The organism is Gordonia alkanivorans (assembly GCF_004011905.1).
GTDB lineage: Bacteria > Actinomycetota > Actinomycetes > Mycobacteriales > Mycobacteriaceae > Gordonia > Gordonia alkanivorans.
The window spans coordinates 955,327-969,433 of record NZ_CP027114.1 but is presented as its reverse complement, the minus strand read 5'-3'; the positions used below and the strand labels follow the sequence as shown (position 1 = coordinate 969,433).

At 67.1% G+C, this 14,107-nt stretch carries 13 protein-coding genes; 7 read left to right on the top strand and 6 right to left on the bottom strand.

Annotated elements, in window-relative coordinates:
• Positions 1–35: 35 nt before the first annotated feature.
• Positions 36–1,721 carry a RecQ family ATP-dependent DNA helicase gene (locus C5O27_RS04440; RefSeq protein WP_127962020.1) on the bottom strand — a complete coding sequence of 562 codons (1,686 nt, stop codon included), beginning with the start codon at positions 1,719–1,721 and terminating at the stop codon, positions 36–38.
• Positions 1,722–1,865: 144 nt separating this feature from the next.
• On the opposite strand from C5O27_RS04440, the gene C5O27_RS04435 reads away from it, so the two are divergent.
• Positions 1,866–3,218 carry a lipase family protein gene (locus C5O27_RS04435; protein WP_127962019.1) on the top strand — a complete coding sequence of 451 codons (1,353 nt, stop codon included), beginning with the start codon at positions 1,866–1,868 and terminating at the stop codon, positions 3,216–3,218.
• A gap of 249 nt (positions 3,219–3,467) precedes the next feature.
• Here the strand turns inward: C5O27_RS04435 and C5O27_RS04430 are convergent, their stop codons facing one another.
• Positions 3,468–4,559 (bottom strand): IS630 family transposase, encoded by a 1,092-nt coding sequence (locus C5O27_RS04430; RefSeq protein WP_127962018.1) that lies wholly within the window; start codon positions 4,557–4,559, stop codon positions 3,468–3,470.
• A 64-nt stretch (positions 4,560–4,623) separates the two neighbouring features.
• On the opposite strand from C5O27_RS04430, the gene C5O27_RS04425 reads away from it, so the two are divergent.
• Positions 4,624–5,244: a DUF8020 domain-containing protein gene (locus tag C5O27_RS04425; protein WP_127962017.1), complete on the top strand. Its 621-nt coding sequence runs from the start codon at positions 4,624–4,626 to the stop codon at positions 5,242–5,244.
• A gap of 182 nt (positions 5,245–5,426) precedes the next feature.
• Here the strand turns inward: C5O27_RS04425 and C5O27_RS04420 are convergent, their stop codons facing one another.
• Positions 5,427–6,026 carry an NAD(P)H-dependent oxidoreductase gene (locus C5O27_RS04420; protein ID WP_127962016.1) on the bottom strand — a complete coding sequence of 200 codons (600 nt, stop codon included), beginning with the start codon at positions 6,024–6,026 and terminating at the stop codon, positions 5,427–5,429.
• 246 nt (positions 6,027–6,272) lie between these two features.
• On the opposite strand from C5O27_RS04420, the gene C5O27_RS22700 reads away from it, so the two are divergent.
• The 4 genes from C5O27_RS22700 to C5O27_RS04405 all read left to right on the top strand — a co-directional run bounded on the left by C5O27_RS22700 (position 6,273) and on the right by C5O27_RS04405 (position 8,659).
• The gene (locus C5O27_RS22700; RefSeq protein WP_164905303.1) at positions 6,273–6,416 is read left to right on the top strand and encodes a hypothetical protein; all 144 of its coding nucleotides are present in this window, start codon (positions 6,273–6,275) and stop codon (positions 6,414–6,416) included.
• A 58-nt stretch (positions 6,417–6,474) separates the two neighbouring features.
• Positions 6,475–6,972, top strand: coding sequence for an RrF2 family transcriptional regulator (locus tag C5O27_RS04415; RefSeq protein ID WP_127962015.1), 498 nt, complete (start codon positions 6,475–6,477; stop codon positions 6,970–6,972).
• A gap of 74 nt (positions 6,973–7,046) precedes the next feature.
• The gene (locus tag C5O27_RS04410; protein ID WP_127962014.1) at positions 7,047–8,228 is read left to right on the top strand and encodes a globin domain-containing protein; all 1,182 of its coding nucleotides are present in this window, start codon (positions 7,047–7,049) and stop codon (positions 8,226–8,228) included.
• Positions 8,225–8,659: a hypothetical protein gene (locus tag C5O27_RS04405; RefSeq protein WP_127962013.1), complete on the top strand. Its 435-nt coding sequence runs from the start codon at positions 8,225–8,227 to the stop codon at positions 8,657–8,659. The genes C5O27_RS04410 and C5O27_RS04405 overlap by 4 nt, the downstream gene beginning before the upstream one ends.
• A 25-nt stretch (positions 8,660–8,684) precedes the next feature.
• Here the strand turns inward: C5O27_RS04405 and C5O27_RS04400 are convergent, their stop codons facing one another.
• Positions 8,685–10,052, bottom strand: a complete 1,368-nt coding sequence (locus tag C5O27_RS04400; protein ID WP_127962012.1) for an FAD/NAD(P)-binding protein — start codon at positions 10,050–10,052, stop codon at positions 8,685–8,687.
• 205 nt (positions 10,053–10,257) lie between these two features.
• Here C5O27_RS04400 and C5O27_RS04395 point away from each other — a divergent pair, with 205 nt between their 5' ends.
• A complete protein-coding gene (locus C5O27_RS04395) occupies positions 10,258–10,998 on the top strand; it encodes a FadR/GntR family transcriptional regulator (protein ID WP_006868427.1) in 741 nt (246 codons plus the stop codon).
• Here C5O27_RS04395 and C5O27_RS04390 read toward each other — a convergent pair.
• Together C5O27_RS04390 and C5O27_RS04385 are read right to left on the bottom strand one after the other, a co-directional pair.
• Positions 10,982–12,196 (bottom strand): amidase, encoded by a 1,215-nt coding sequence (locus C5O27_RS04390; RefSeq protein WP_127962011.1) that lies wholly within the window; start codon positions 12,194–12,196, stop codon positions 10,982–10,984. The genes C5O27_RS04395 and C5O27_RS04390 overlap by 17 nt on opposite strands.
• Before the next feature lie 89 nt (positions 12,197–12,285).
• Positions 12,286–14,106: a hydantoinase B/oxoprolinase family protein gene (locus C5O27_RS04385; protein WP_127962010.1), complete on the bottom strand. Its 1,821-nt coding sequence runs from the start codon at positions 14,104–14,106 to the stop codon at positions 12,286–12,288.
• Position 14,107 lies beyond the last annotated feature (1 nt).

Here is a 14,107-nt window from a genome sequence, read left to right as displayed (position 1 = left end):
CTTCTTCATTCAGGTGGCAGGATCGCGGTTCCCGCTCATTCCTCGTCGGGGACACGCGGAGCACCTTCGTCGACGCGAAGCACATTCGAGCGCTCCACGGCGTCGAGCGACAGCGTGCGATAACCGTGCTCGTCGAAGAGCACGGTCACCCGGTCCGGTTCGACGCGGACCACCACGCCCTCTCCCCAGCGTCGGTGACGGACACGGTGATCGAGTGGGAACGGCGCATCGGGGTCGAAGATCGCCGAGGGTGGCGCCACATCCGTCAGGCAGTTGTCGCAGTTGCCGCAGGCGCCCACGCGGTGTTCGCCGAAGTAGCCGAGCAGGAAGCGGCGTCGGCAGTCGGCGGTCTCGGCGTAGCCGCGCATCATCTCCACCCGGGAGGTGTCCATTCGGGCCCCGACGTCGGCGGCATGCACCGCGCCGGCGACTGCGTCGTCCGCGGTCGTCTCACCGACCAGGTATCCGTCGGGTCCGGACTGCACTGCGCCGGCCTGCTCGAGGAGGTTCAGGGAGTTGATCAGGGTGCGTGTCCGGAGGTCGAGTCGTCGACTCAGGTCGCGCACCGTGATCGGCTCACCGTGCGGGGGGATGGCCGCGAACACGCGGCGGAGCACGTTCTCCACGGGATGCCGACCGGCGAAGAATCGCCGCAGTGCCAGATCCTCGGGCCGATAGAACAGAAGGGCAAGTGCCGGGTCGCCGTCGCGGCCCCCACGCCCGATCTGTTGGTAGTAGTCGTCCAGCGAATCCGGCACCGATTCGTGGACGACGAACCGGATGTCGTGCTTGTCGATGCCCATCCCGAACGCCGACGTCGCCACCACCACGTCGATCTCGCCGGCGCGGAAATCACGATGCACCTGAGACCGGTCGGCCGCGCGCAGACCCCCGTGGTACCCGGCGGCGCGGATCCCGCGGCCCCGCAAAGCCGATGCGTACTCCATCGCCGCGCGCTGAGTGGAGACGTAGACCAGACCGCATCCGTCGAGCTCGGTGACACGAGCGATCAGTGCGCGACGCTTGTCCATGGCGCGGGCGGCTCGTCGAACCTCGAGTCGGAGGTTCGGACGGTCGAACCCGCTCGCCACGACAACTGGTTCCCGCATGCGCAGTTCGGCGACGATCTCGTCCCGGACCGGGGGCGACGCCGTCGCCGTCAGTGCCAGGATCGGCGGGCGAGGCGACCTCGGCGCCGCCAGGCCGTAGATCGTCGCACCCAGACGCAAGTAGTCGGGACGGAAGTCGTGGCCCCACGCGGCGATGCAGTGTGCCTCGTCGATCACGACCAGCGACACGCCCGCATCGCGGAGACGATCGACCACCTCGGCCTTCGCCAACTGTTCGGGTGCGACGAACACGTACTCGGCGCCCCCGGCGTCCACGAGGTTCCAGGCACGGGTCAGCGCCCGCGGGCCGAGCGCGGAGTTGAGGGCGACCGCGATAGGTGCGTCGTCGGCGGCGGAGATCCCGGCCACCTGGTCGTGCTGCAGCGCGATCAACGGGGAGATGACGAGGGTGATCCCGTCGAGCATGGCGCCGGCCACCTGATAGATCGCCGATTTGCCGTATCCGGTGCGCATCGCCGCCAGCACGTCGCGGCCGTCGAGGAGCGGCTCCATCGCCTCGATCAGCCCTGGTCGCAGCACGGTCCAGCCGAAGTCCTCGCGGGCGATCCGCCGCAGTTCCGCACGACGGCGTTCGGTGATCGATTCGGTCATCCTCGCAGCTTCCCCGCGCTGATGAAGCATGGGAAGACCACGACGTGCCTCGATGGGCGCGAAAGCAGCCCGGAATGCCGTGAGCGCGGAATCTGTTGATTATCCGGTACAGGACGCAGTTGCGTCCCGGAGATGAGGTTGACGATGACCACCGATGTTCATCGAGGACAGCAGCACGGGCCTTCCGACCTGCTACTTCCTGTCCATGACCCGTTCTACGACGAACCCGCCGATGTGGCTGCCCTCGCCCCGGGAGACATCATCCGTTGTCGGCAGGTCGAGCTCAAGGACTACTGGGCCTCACAGCACCGCACCGATGCGTGGCAATTGCTGTACCGGTCGTCGGACCTTCGTGGCGTCGCCGGGGTGGCTGCCACCACGGTCGTGCTGCCGCGGCGGCGGGCCGGCGAAGGACAGTTCCAGCTGCTGTCGTTCCAGTGCGCCATCGACGCCGTCACCTCGCAGAGCTTCCCGTCGTACGCGCTGCGGAAGGGCGCCCGGTCCGGGCACACCATCGCCCCCTTCGAGTTCCTCGTGGTGCGCCGCGCGCTCGCGAAGGGCTGGGCGGTGTCCATCCCCGACCACGAGGGCATGCTCGGCGCCTGGGGAGCACCACGAGAGCCGGGATATCGAACCCTCGACGGCATCCGGGCGACGCTGGCCTTCACCGATCACGAGCTCGCACACGACACCCCGGTCGGGTTGTGGGGTTACTCCGGTGGCGGCATGGCGACGTCGTGGGCTGCGGAGATGGCGCCGGAGTACGCGCCGGAACTGCGGCTGGTCGGCGCAGTCCTCGGATCACCGGTCGGTGACATGGCGTCGGCTCTGCTACGACTCAACGGGACTCTGAACGCCGGCCTGCCCGTCATGGTCATCGCCGGTCTGCGCCGGGTCTACCCCGGGCTGGACCAGGTGATCCTGCAGCACGCCACCGAGTCCGGGCGTCGCCATCTCGACGAGATCGCCGAGATGCCGACGCTGCACGCGTTGCGCCGGTTCCGCAACCACGACATCGACCGCTACCTCGACATTCCGCTCGCGGACGTTCTGGCGCAGCGCGAGATCGTCGAGATGATGGACGACGTGCAACTCGGCACTCATCGTCCCGACATCCCGTTGCTTGTCGTGCAGGCGGTGCGCGATCTGATCATCGATGTCGCCGACGTCGACCGGCAGGTCGTCCGCTATCGCGAGCAGGGGGTGCCCGTCACCTATGTCCGGGATCAGCTCAGCGAGCACATCTCGCTGCTGCCGCTGTCGGGCCCGATGGCCGTGTCCTGGCTGGCCAACCGCCTCGCCGGCCATCCGGCGGCCGACCGCACGGTGACGACGCTCGCCGGACAGCCGTCACCCGCGTGGGCACTGCGACAGGTGACCCGCCGACTGCGCGGTCCGAGGGCCGAGTCGCGTGGCGACCTCGTCGGCCCGACCGGAGGAACCGATCCCAGCACGGACGCACCGGAAACGGGCACGCCGTCGGACCGGACCGCGTGATCGATCGCTGAGGCCCGGCGCGGCCGATATCTCGGCCGCGTACGTCCGTTATGACCGGTGCACGACCCAACGGGGCGACGCCCGGATAACGCGATTCGTCTTGTTCTGCATTGCTTTTCCCGAGTTGTTCACCTGCTGGACGGCTGCCGGTCCCCGGCTTGGTCGTCCGGTGTCCCTACGGTCAGGCGGTCCGAATGTGGCCCCGGACGCGCTGGGGCACAAAGAGAAAGCAAACTCGATAAAGCTCAACTAGTGTCCTGAGTCATTAATTCGTGTGCAGTAGTGGGCGATGGAGTCGAGGATTTGATCAGCGGTCTTCACCCACACGTAGGGGCGGGGGTTGTCGTTCCAGGTGTCGATCCACCCTCTGATGTCGGCGTTGAGCGCTCTTACGGTGCGGTGGGTGGAACGTTGGAGCTTCTTGGTGGTCAGTTCAGCGAACCAGCGTTCAACGAGGTTCATCCAGGATGAGCTGGTCGGGGTGAAGTGGACAACAAACCGTGGGTGCGAGGTCAGCCATCGCTTCACTGCGGGTGTCTTGTGGGTAGAGGCGTTGTCCATGACCAGGTGGACGTCGAGCTCGTCGGGCACCTCGGCGTCGATCTTGCGCAGGAATCCGATGAATTCTGTTGCGCGATGGCGTGAGTGAAGCGAGCCGATGACTTTTCCCGACGCTATGTCCAACGCCGCGTACAGGCTGGAGGTGCCGTTGCGCACGTAGTCGTGGCTGGCCCGTTGCGGGGTGCCCGGGAGCATGGGAAAGATCGGCTGGGTGCGATCGAGCGCTTGAATTTGGGTTTTCTCGTCAACGCAGAGCACCAAGGCACGTTCGGGTGGGTTCATGTAGAGCCCGACGACGTCGCGGACCTTCTCGGTAAACAGAGGATCCTTCGACAGCTTCCACGAATCCTGTTTGTGCGGAGCCAATCCGAACGCTCGCCAGACACGCGACACCGTTGACTGCGACATGTCGAGATGCTCAGCCATCGACCGGGTCGACCAGTGTGTCGCATTCTTCGGAGTGGTCTCGAGAGTTGCGGTGATCAAGTCTTTGATCTGCTCGTCGTCGACGGTTCGTGGTCGACCGGGCCTGGGTTCGTCGAGCAACCCATCACAGCGTTGCTCGACGAACCGGCCTCGCCACCGCCGCACGGTACTTCGATTGAGTCCGAGTCGTTGTGCCACTTCGGTATTAGAACCACCCTCGGCGGCGGCGAGAACGATTCGTGATCGCATCGCCAAACCCGAGGCTGTCGTTCGTCGACGCGCCCACCCTTCGAGCTCACGGCGCTCGTCATCGGTCAGAACGATATCCACTGCTCGCGGACCCCGGGTTGCCATTCCCTAGCCTAACAACCGAACGACAATTAATGACTCAGGACACTAGATCCTCGCCACCGCAGCGATGGTGATCGCGTCCATGGGCGTGGCCACCGGTACCGCCTACGCCGACACCGCAGGCCCGGTCAGTACCCAGTGGAAGGTGGATCAGCACGATTCGAGCGTCGTCGTCTCGACCGACACCGGTTCATTCGTCAGGGCCGGTGATCAGCTCGTCCTCCGTGACCGCAACGGACACGACGTGGAGTCCATCCCCCTGACCCTGGCCGTCGACGACTTCACGCATCCGGTGAACGCCGAGGCGCACGGGCGGTCGGCCACGCTGACGGTGAACACCTCTCCGCTGGCAACCCGGTTCCAGCCGGTTCGCCACAATGTCGACCTCCAGGCCGCTGTTGCCGGTGTGAAGGACAACATCGTCCTGACCGCGAGTGTCGGCGGTTTCCTCGGCGCGGCAACCGGTCTGGTCGGTGGTTGTCTGCTCGGGGCCGTCGCTGCCGGCGTCGTCTCCGCCCCGGTGGCCCTGCTCTTCGGAGCCGGCCCTCTCGCCGGCTGCATCGGTGGCGCGATCCTGGTGGGTTCGGCTGCGTCGCTGGCCGGAACCGCCATCGGCGGACTCGGCTCGGCCATCGCCAACGCCCAGCCCTTCATCCAGCTGCTCAACGCCCCGCCGAAGAAGAAGTAGTCTTTCCTGACCGCCCGACCTCTCACCTCGAGGACCCCATCCCGCAGACGCGGAGTGGGGTCCTCGAGTCATCTCGGTCGTCGTCAGGTGGAGCACGCCCAGCGGGCGACGACACGAACGAATGCACGATCCCGATGCTCGGGCGATCGGCGCCCCGTCAACGCATTGAGAGATTCGGCGTCTCAGCCGGCCAGTAGGCCGGCGACCTTCACAACGCGCTGCGCCAGGTGGGCGAGGGCGGCCTTGGTCGGGTCGTCGAGGCCGTTCTTGTTCTCCGGGCCGGTGACATGCGAGACGCCGTACGGGTTCCCGTCGGCGAACTTGAGTCCGTCGGTGTAACCGGGCGGCACCAGGATGCCGCCGAAGTGCATCAGCGACGTGTATAGGCCGACGAGCGTCGTCTCCTGCCCACCGTGCGCCGTCTGGCTCGAGGTGTAGGCGGCATACGCCTTGTCGGCGAGCTTTCCCTCGGCCCAGAGGCCGCCCAGGGAGTCGATGAAGGTCTGGAACTGTGACGCCGTGCTGCCGAATCGGGTCGGGGAGCCGAAAATGACGCCGTCGGCCCAGACGATGTCGTCGCCGGTGGCGCTCGGCAAATCCTTGGTCGCCTCGTAGTTCGCCGACCAGGCGGGGTTCTCCGCGAAGCTCGCCGGGTCGCGGGTCTCCGCGATGTGGCGGACCCGCACCTCGGCTCCGGCCGCCTCGGCAACGGTCTTCAGTTCTTCGGCCATCTCCGTGCCGTGTCCGGTGGCCGAGTAGTAGATGATCGCCAGTTTCGTCATGTCACTCCTGTCTCGGTGGTTGCAACGTTCTGCAGGCGGGTACCCACGTTCGGTGATGCGGCACCCTCACGCGCCGCGAGCAGCCGTCGTTGGGATTCGTCACCCGGCGACGGACGGATAGGTGCTGAACCCACTGTGGCGGTCCGCCGACCTCGGATGGCTGCACCTGCACGACAGCACCGCGAAGCGGGCCGATGACTTACGGAAACCCGCACCATCGACAGCTGTCTGCGCCGTTTGTGCGACATGTTCGACGGTGAGTGCGCCTACTACGTGTACTTCGACAACGATCCCGGATGCACCGAGATCGACGACGCGCGCAACATGATTCGCCGCGCGCAGAGCATGAGGATACCGGTCGCGACCCCCGACGCCACGCCCGTCGAGTGAGCGAGAACACGTCACATTAATTGGTATCGCCGATACCAATTTGTGTTTTACTTTCGGCATGCAGCTGACACGCTTCACCGACATCGGCCTCCGGGTCGTGATGCGGCTCGCTGTCGCCGGTGAAGAGTCGGTCGGTGAACAGCGAGGGGCTGCAACACCTCTCACCACGAAGGATCTCGCGGCGGAGCTCGCCGTCCCGTACACGCACGTCGCCAAAGTCGTCGGCAGGCTGTCGGAGATGGGCGTCGTCCACGCGCGCCGCGGCCGTGCCGGTGGTCTGACGATCACCGATCTCGGGCGCGAAGCGCGCGTGGGCTGGCTCGCGCGATCGCTCGAAGGTGATGGGGAGGTAGTGGATTGCGAAGGCCCGCAGCCGTGCCCGCTTCGGCGCGGATGCCGTCTGCGAGGAGCGCTTGCCCGTGCGGCCGCCGCCTTCTACGACAGCCTCGACTCGGAAACCGTCGCCGACCTGGCTGCCGAACCCACCACCGCGGTACTGCTTTCCCTGTCGACGCGGCCACCACAAGAGGATGGACCGCTCCAGGCGGAGCGATAGCGACACGCCCACAAAGACTTCCGGCCACACGCCGGAACTCCTATCCCGATGAGCAAGTGAACAAAGGAGTTCTCATGCTGTCCGAAACCCAACGCGCCACTCTCGCAGCGACCCTGCCCGCAGTCGAGGGAGCACTCCCGGAGATCACCCCGCGTTTCTACCGCGGACTCTTCGATGCGCACCCGACCCTGCTGGACAACATGTTCAACCGGACGCACCAGAAGTCCGGTGAACAGCCGCAGGCCCTCGCGGGCTCGGTCGCCGCCTTCGCGCGCCTCCAGCTCGAACCCGACGTCCGGCGTCAGCGGTTCATCCTGGACCGGATCGCGCACAAGCACGCGTCGCTGGGGGTCACCGCCGACCAGTACAAGGTCGTCCACCAGCACCTGTTCGCGGCGATCGTCGAGGTCCTCGGCGAGGCCGTCACGCCGGAGGTCGCCGACGCCTGGGATCAGCTGTACTGGGACATGGCCGACCTGCTCATCGCCTCGGAATCCGACCTGTACGCCGCCGCGGGCGTCGAGCCGGGCCAGGTGTGGCGTGAGGTCAAGGTCAGCGACCGCGTGCAGATCTCGCCCGACACGATTGCCCTCACCCTCGCCGCGGTCGACGGCGAGTTGCCGAAGTTCCGTCCCGGACAGTACATCTCGGTCCAGGTTCCGCTGAGCGACGGCGCGCAGCAGATTCGTCAGTACAGTCTGACGGGCTCGCCCGCTGACGCGGAGTGGCGCTTCAGTGTCAAGCTCGCCGGCGAGGTCTCGGCACACCTGCACGAGCACGTCTTCGAGGGCGACACCCTGAAGGTCAGTACCCCGTTCGGCGACCTCGTCCTACCCGACGACGACGCCCCGCTGCTGCTCGCGTCCGCCGGGATCGGGTGCACGCCGGTGATCGGCCTGCTGACCGCGCTGGCGGAGAACGGTGACGCCCGCCCGGTGACGGTCCTGCACGCCGACCGTTCCCGCGACCGCCAGCCGCACCGCGGAATGCTTGCCGCGCTGGTGGATTCGCTGCCGACCGGTCAGCTGATCCAGTGGTACGAGAACACCTCGCCGCACATCGTCTCCGATTCGGTCCGAGTCGGCCACATGTCGTTGGACAATGTCGAGGTGCACCCCGAATCCAACGTCATGCTCTGCGGACCCACCGGATTCCTGTCCTCGATGCGCGAGGAGTTCCTCGGTCGCGACATCGCGGAGAGCCGAATCCACTACGAGACCTTCGGTCCGGAACTCCTGCGGTCGAGCGCGCGATGAGTACCTCCGGGGCGGTCGTCACCGCGCTCACCTTCGTGTGGCTCGGTATGGTCTTCGCGATCTCGTTCCTGGAGGCGCCGTTGAAGTTCCGCGCGCCCGGTGTGACCCTGCCGATCGGTCTGGGGATCGGCCGACTGGTCTTCCGGGCACTCAACGCCGCGGAGGTCGTCTGGGCGATCGCGATCCTGATCGCCGTCGTGCTCGGTTCGTGGCCCGGGGTGGCCACGCCGGTCGCCGCGGGCGTTGCGATCACGGCTCTGGTCATTCAGCTCGTGGCAGTACGGCCTGCCCTCACCAAGAGGTCCGACGCCGTGCTGGCCGGACATGAGGGTCCGCGCAGCTCAGCTCATCTCGTCTATGTCGCCTTCGAGGTGATCAAGGTTGCCGCGCTGATCTGGCTCGGTGCCGCGGTCCTGCTCAGCGCGACCTGACCGAGCGAATCCGGCTGCTCGTCGCTCATCGGTGACCGCCGACGTCACCGATGAGCGACGCAGCCAACTCCTCTGCTTGCGTGCGGATCTCGGGTACGGCGGTGGTCTCCCAGAGCTCCCCGCGACGCAGCGATCCGAGAGTCGAGATCGGACCCGGCCGGCCATCGGCATCGAGGACGCGTCCGCTGTCGGTGATCAGGCCCAGTCCGAGCGCGTCGGTCGTCGCGAGCCCGGCGTCGAGAATCGAGTCCAGGACGGGATTGCCGAGTTTTCGCACATCCGACTGCGGGCCGGTGCAGTTCACGATCCAGGCGTAGGTGCGTTCATCCTCGCCGGTCGCAACGGTGAGACCACCGGGCACCGCGTCGACGCGGGTGATTCGTCCCGAGCGCACGACGAGGCGTCCCGCCCGCCGGGCATCGTCGACGAGTTCGCCGCTCGACGGTGGCATCCGGTGCCGGAGCACCCCCCAGTCACCGGCGAACTCACGGACGAAGGTGCCGCGGTCCGCGTCGTCGAGACGGCCCCACAGTTCGGCAATCCGATAGCGCACACCGTCGACGCCGGGCCGCCAGTTCCCGAGTAGGCGTTCGATTCTCGCGACATGAGTGGCGACCGCCGCCCGGATCTCGTCGACGCTGTCTCCCCAGGTCGTGGTGTCGGGGACGACTTCGCCGAGGTAGGTGTCGGCATGACGCCGGGGTAGTCGGCCGCCGCGCGAGATCGCCTCGACACGACGGTCGCCGCGCGACTTGAGCAGGCTGATCGCCACGTCAACCATCGTGAGGCCGGTGCCGATCACGAGGACGTCCCCGTCGTCGGCCAGTACCGGTTTGAGAGCATCGGGCAGCCACGGGTTGGCGATGTAGCGGGGTTGGTCGCTCAGGTCGCAGGGCGCCCAGCCGTTCCCGACACCCGGGAGTCCGGTTGCGAGCACCAGCCGGTCGCCGTCGAGGACGCTTCCGTCCGCCGTGGTCACCCGAACTCCCGCGCCGACGACGGCGACGCCGACCGCACCGTCACGCACGAACCGGACACTCAACCGGCCGCCGGCCCGCTCGCATGCCTCTGCCAGCCGGGTCCGCAGATAGCGCGCCCACTGTGCGCGCGGTGCGAAGAAGTAGTGCGCCTCGTCACCGGCCACGAGCCCCTCGGCACGGCACCAGTCCACGAAGTCGAACCGCTCATCCGGGTCCACCGACATCCCGGACGCGGGGACATTCAGCAAGTGGGCAGGATCCGTGGTGCCGAACGCGGGACCCGCGACCTGGTCGATCGGGTCCACGACGACGACCTCGAGCGGCTCGGCCCGGTCATCGGCGGCTACCAGACGAGCCAGATGGAACACGACCAGAGACCCGGCGGCACCCGCGCCGACCACGACAATGCGCATCAGCCGACACCGGCGCCGACGGCGCGGGAACAGGCGGAACCGCTTCGTGGACGGGGACGCATTCGGAGCACCGGTACTTCTTACAGCAGACGTGCCAGGGGGTTGGTAGAGGACAGGTCACCAGTGTCCGCGATCACCTCGCTCTGCCGTGGTCTTCGTCTTGATCTGGTAGTTTAGAGCGAACCCATGAAGATCGGATCATGTTGTGACAGAAGCGAATCAGCCCGGATCGAACAAGTCCGGACGACGCCCGGCGTACGAGATCGTGGCCGACGCGCTTCGGGTACGCATCCTCGCCGGTGAGCTGACCCCTGGTACTCGTCTGCCCCCCGACGTCGAACTCCGCGCCGAGTTCGGCGTCGGACAGAGCACGGTCCGCGAGGCCATACGGACCCTCGCCAGCGAGAACCTCGTCCACACCACCCGCGGGGTGACCGGGGGCACGTTCGTCGCCAAACCCGACATCGGTCAGCTCAGTGCGCACCTCGAGGCGGGAGTGACGCTCCTCGCCGCGGCCGAAGGGGTGACCGTCGACCAGCTCATGGAGGTCCGGCAGCTCACCGAGGTGCCCGCCGCCGGCGTCGCGGCCTACCGTCACACCGAGGCGCACCTGGAAGAGTTGCGCGCCACCATCTTCGATCCCGACGCCGGGATCGGTCCCGAGGTCTACGCGAGCAACCAGGAATTCCACCGCATCTTGCTGCGGGCGGCGGACAACCCGCTACTCGACCTCATCACTGTCCCGGTTTTCCGCGTCATCGGCAGCCGATTCAGCCGCGACGTTGCGCCAGAGGGATTCTGGCGATGCGTCGACGAAGACCACCGAGCACTCCTCGACGCGGTCGAGCGCAGAGACTCGATGACGGCGATGACCCTCATGCGCCGGCACCTCGACCATCTCGGCGACGTCTACAAGCAGATGGACCTGCTCAGACGTCAGAGCTGACGCGGACGGGCGGGACCCGCAGGTGCCACTCACTGTGCGCCTGGATCTGCTCGGCCAACGCGAGGAGAGTTCCCTCGTGTAGGCGTGCGGCGGTCAGTTGTGCACCGATCGGCATACCGGACGGATGCACGCCGACCGGAAGAGCAAGGGTGGGACCGTCGTGCAGCGACCACGGATATGTCAGCTGTCCCATCCGGCGGGCCTGTGCCACCACGGTTTCTCCGCCGCCGAGTCGCGGCAGATCCACCGGCATCGCCGGGGTCAGTACGACGTCGATCTCACCGAACATGTCGGTCATCGCGGCCCGGAACAGGTCTCGTTGCCGCAGGGCGGCTGCTCGCTGCTCGTCGGAGATGGTCAATCCCAAGGCAATTCGTTCCCGGGTCGCCTGCTGGAACCGGGTCGGCTCATCGCGCAACCGTTCGGCGTGCGTACGTGCGAGGTCGGAATAGACCAGGGTGTAGACCACATCCTGCGCTGACTCGCTGTGCGGCACGGGACATTCCACGACCCGGTGCCCCAACCGTCGGAGTAGTTCGACGGTCTCGCCGACGGCGTCCGCGATGGCCGGGTCTACGTCGTCGGTCACGAACGGCCGGGGGACCGCAACCCTCAGGCTGTCGGCATCCACACCTGCCACGTCCGAGCCGGCGAGGACCGCGAACGTCTCGCGTACCTGGCGGGCCGTACGTGCGAGCGGCCCGACGGTGTCGAAATACGAACTCACCGGGAAGATCCCGGACATGTCCAGAACCCCGGTTGACGGCCGGAGACCGGTGACCCCGCAGCAGGCCGCAGGGAGTCTGATGGAACCACCGGTGTCGGTGCCGAGTGCCACGTCGACGACACCGGCTGCCACCGCGACGCCGGAACCGCCGCTGGAGCCGCCGGGCACCCGGCCGGCGTCCCAGGGATTCACCGGACCGCCCGACGCCGAGTTCTGGCTCGTGACGCCCACGGCGAATTCGGCGAGGTTCAGCGTGGAGGTGATGGTCGCCCCGGCACGCTTGAGTGCCGCGACGCAGGCGGCGTCCCGGTCGGCCACCCGATCGGCGAAGTACGCCGACCCGCAGGTCGACCGCACCCCCGCGACCTCGATGTTGTCCTTGACCCCGATCCGGACACCGTTCAGTGGGCCCTGCGCGCCACTCGGATCGATGCCGAGCTCTTCGGGGACCCACGAGATGACCGTGTTCAAGCGGCCGGCGACGGCAACGACGTCGTCAGGGGATGTCGCGGACGTGCCGAGGGGGCCGGCGGTCTGGCCGGCCCCCTCGAACGGACTGGTCAGGATGCCACCCGGGATCCGCGCAGCTGCTCGGTTGCCTCTGCGTCGACGGTCCAGTTGTCGGTGTTCACGACGACACCGTAGTCCTGACGTGCTTCCTCCGCGCTGAGGTACTCGTCCCACACGTCGGACAGCACGGCGAACGGGTCGCGCAGGAACGGGTCACCGAAACCGCCACCCGACGGCATCCGGATCTCCAGACGCTCGCCCTCGCGGATGACCTCCTGGGTCACCTTGGAGAAGAGCACCTCTTCCTCGGGTGTGCCGGGGTTGCGGACGAACGATCCCGACGCGCCGTCGCCGCCGCCGAGCGCACCCGCAGGCGGATCGCTGCGGTTGTCGGCCTCGGAGCCGAGGAAGGTGTCGGTCTCCATGTACCAGGTGCGCACGCTGCCGATGCCGCCGCGCCACTGGCCCGGAGCCGGCGACTCGTCACGCAGCTCATAGCGCTCGGCGCGCATGGCGTGGTTGAGCTCGAGTTCCTCGATCGGGTTGTTGCGGGTGTTCGCCATCAGGGCGTCGACGGCGTCCATGCCGTCCTTGCCGTTGCGCGCACCGTAGGAACCCTCGTTGATCTCGATGTAGACCCAGTACGATTCGCCGTCCTCGGCGAGGCCGGAGTAGGCGATGGCGCACAGGGCGGCCGACGAGCCGGCGATCGCCCGTTCGGGCAGCACCGGCGCGAGTGCCAGGTTGATCGAGTCGAAGATGCGGTTGACCTGGGAGAACCGGGCGAAACACGATGCCGGGAAGTCCGGGTTGAAGATGGTGCCCTCGGGTGCGTAGGCACGCACCGGTCGGAAGCAACCGTCGTTCTGTGGGACGAACTCCTCGGTGAGGTGTTCGTCGAGGAGGATGGTGCGGATCGCGCTCACCGCGACGGGCAGCACCGAACCCTCGAAGGGCACGTTGAACGCCGTGGGCACCTGGTCGTTGGAGCCGGTGAGGTCGATCAGGACATCCTCGTCCTCGACCTGCACGCGCACCGCGACCTTCAGCGGGACACCGCGGTTCTTGCCGTCGTCGTCGAGGTAACCGATCGGCGCCTCGTAGCTGCCGTTGGGGATCGCCCGGATCCGGCTGCGCAGCATCTCCTCCGAGTAGTCCATCCACCGGTCGGCGGCACTCATCACCACGTCGAGGCCGTACTTCTCGAGCAGTTCGACGAACCGCTTCTCGCCGATGCGGGAGCACGCGATGAGAGCCTCGAGATCGCCGCGGTTCTGCTCCGGAGTGCGCACGTTGTCCAGGATGTGCTGGATCAGCATGTCGTTGCGGACGCCGCCGTCGTAGATCTTCATGGAGTCCATCAGCTTGCCCTCGGCCCAGACGTCGACGACGTCCATGCACAGGCCGGGGAAGTTGCCGCCGATGTCGGAGACGTGACCGGTACACCCGGCGAAGCCGATGTGCTCACCCTCCCAGAAGATCGGGATGATCACGCCGTAGTCGGGGGAGTGGGCCGCACCGTGATAGGGGTGGTTGTGCAGGATCACGTCACCGGGCTTGTACGTCCCGGCGAGCTTGCGGTTGACGCCGCGGATGTAGGCCGGGATCGAACCACAGTGCATCGGAGTCGAATCCGACTCGCACAGTTCGCGACCGTTGACGTCGAAGATGCCGGCGCCGAGGTCCTCGGACTCGCGGATCAGGCTCGAGTAGGCCATGCGGTAGAGGACCTGGGCCATCTCCTTGGCCATCGAGTTCAACGCACCGCCGATGACGCGCAGGGTGATCGGATCGACCTCGACGGTGTTCCAGGTCCGATTGGCCTCGGCGGCAAGGGAAACGCCGTCGGTGGGCATCAGGGTCTTCGCCATC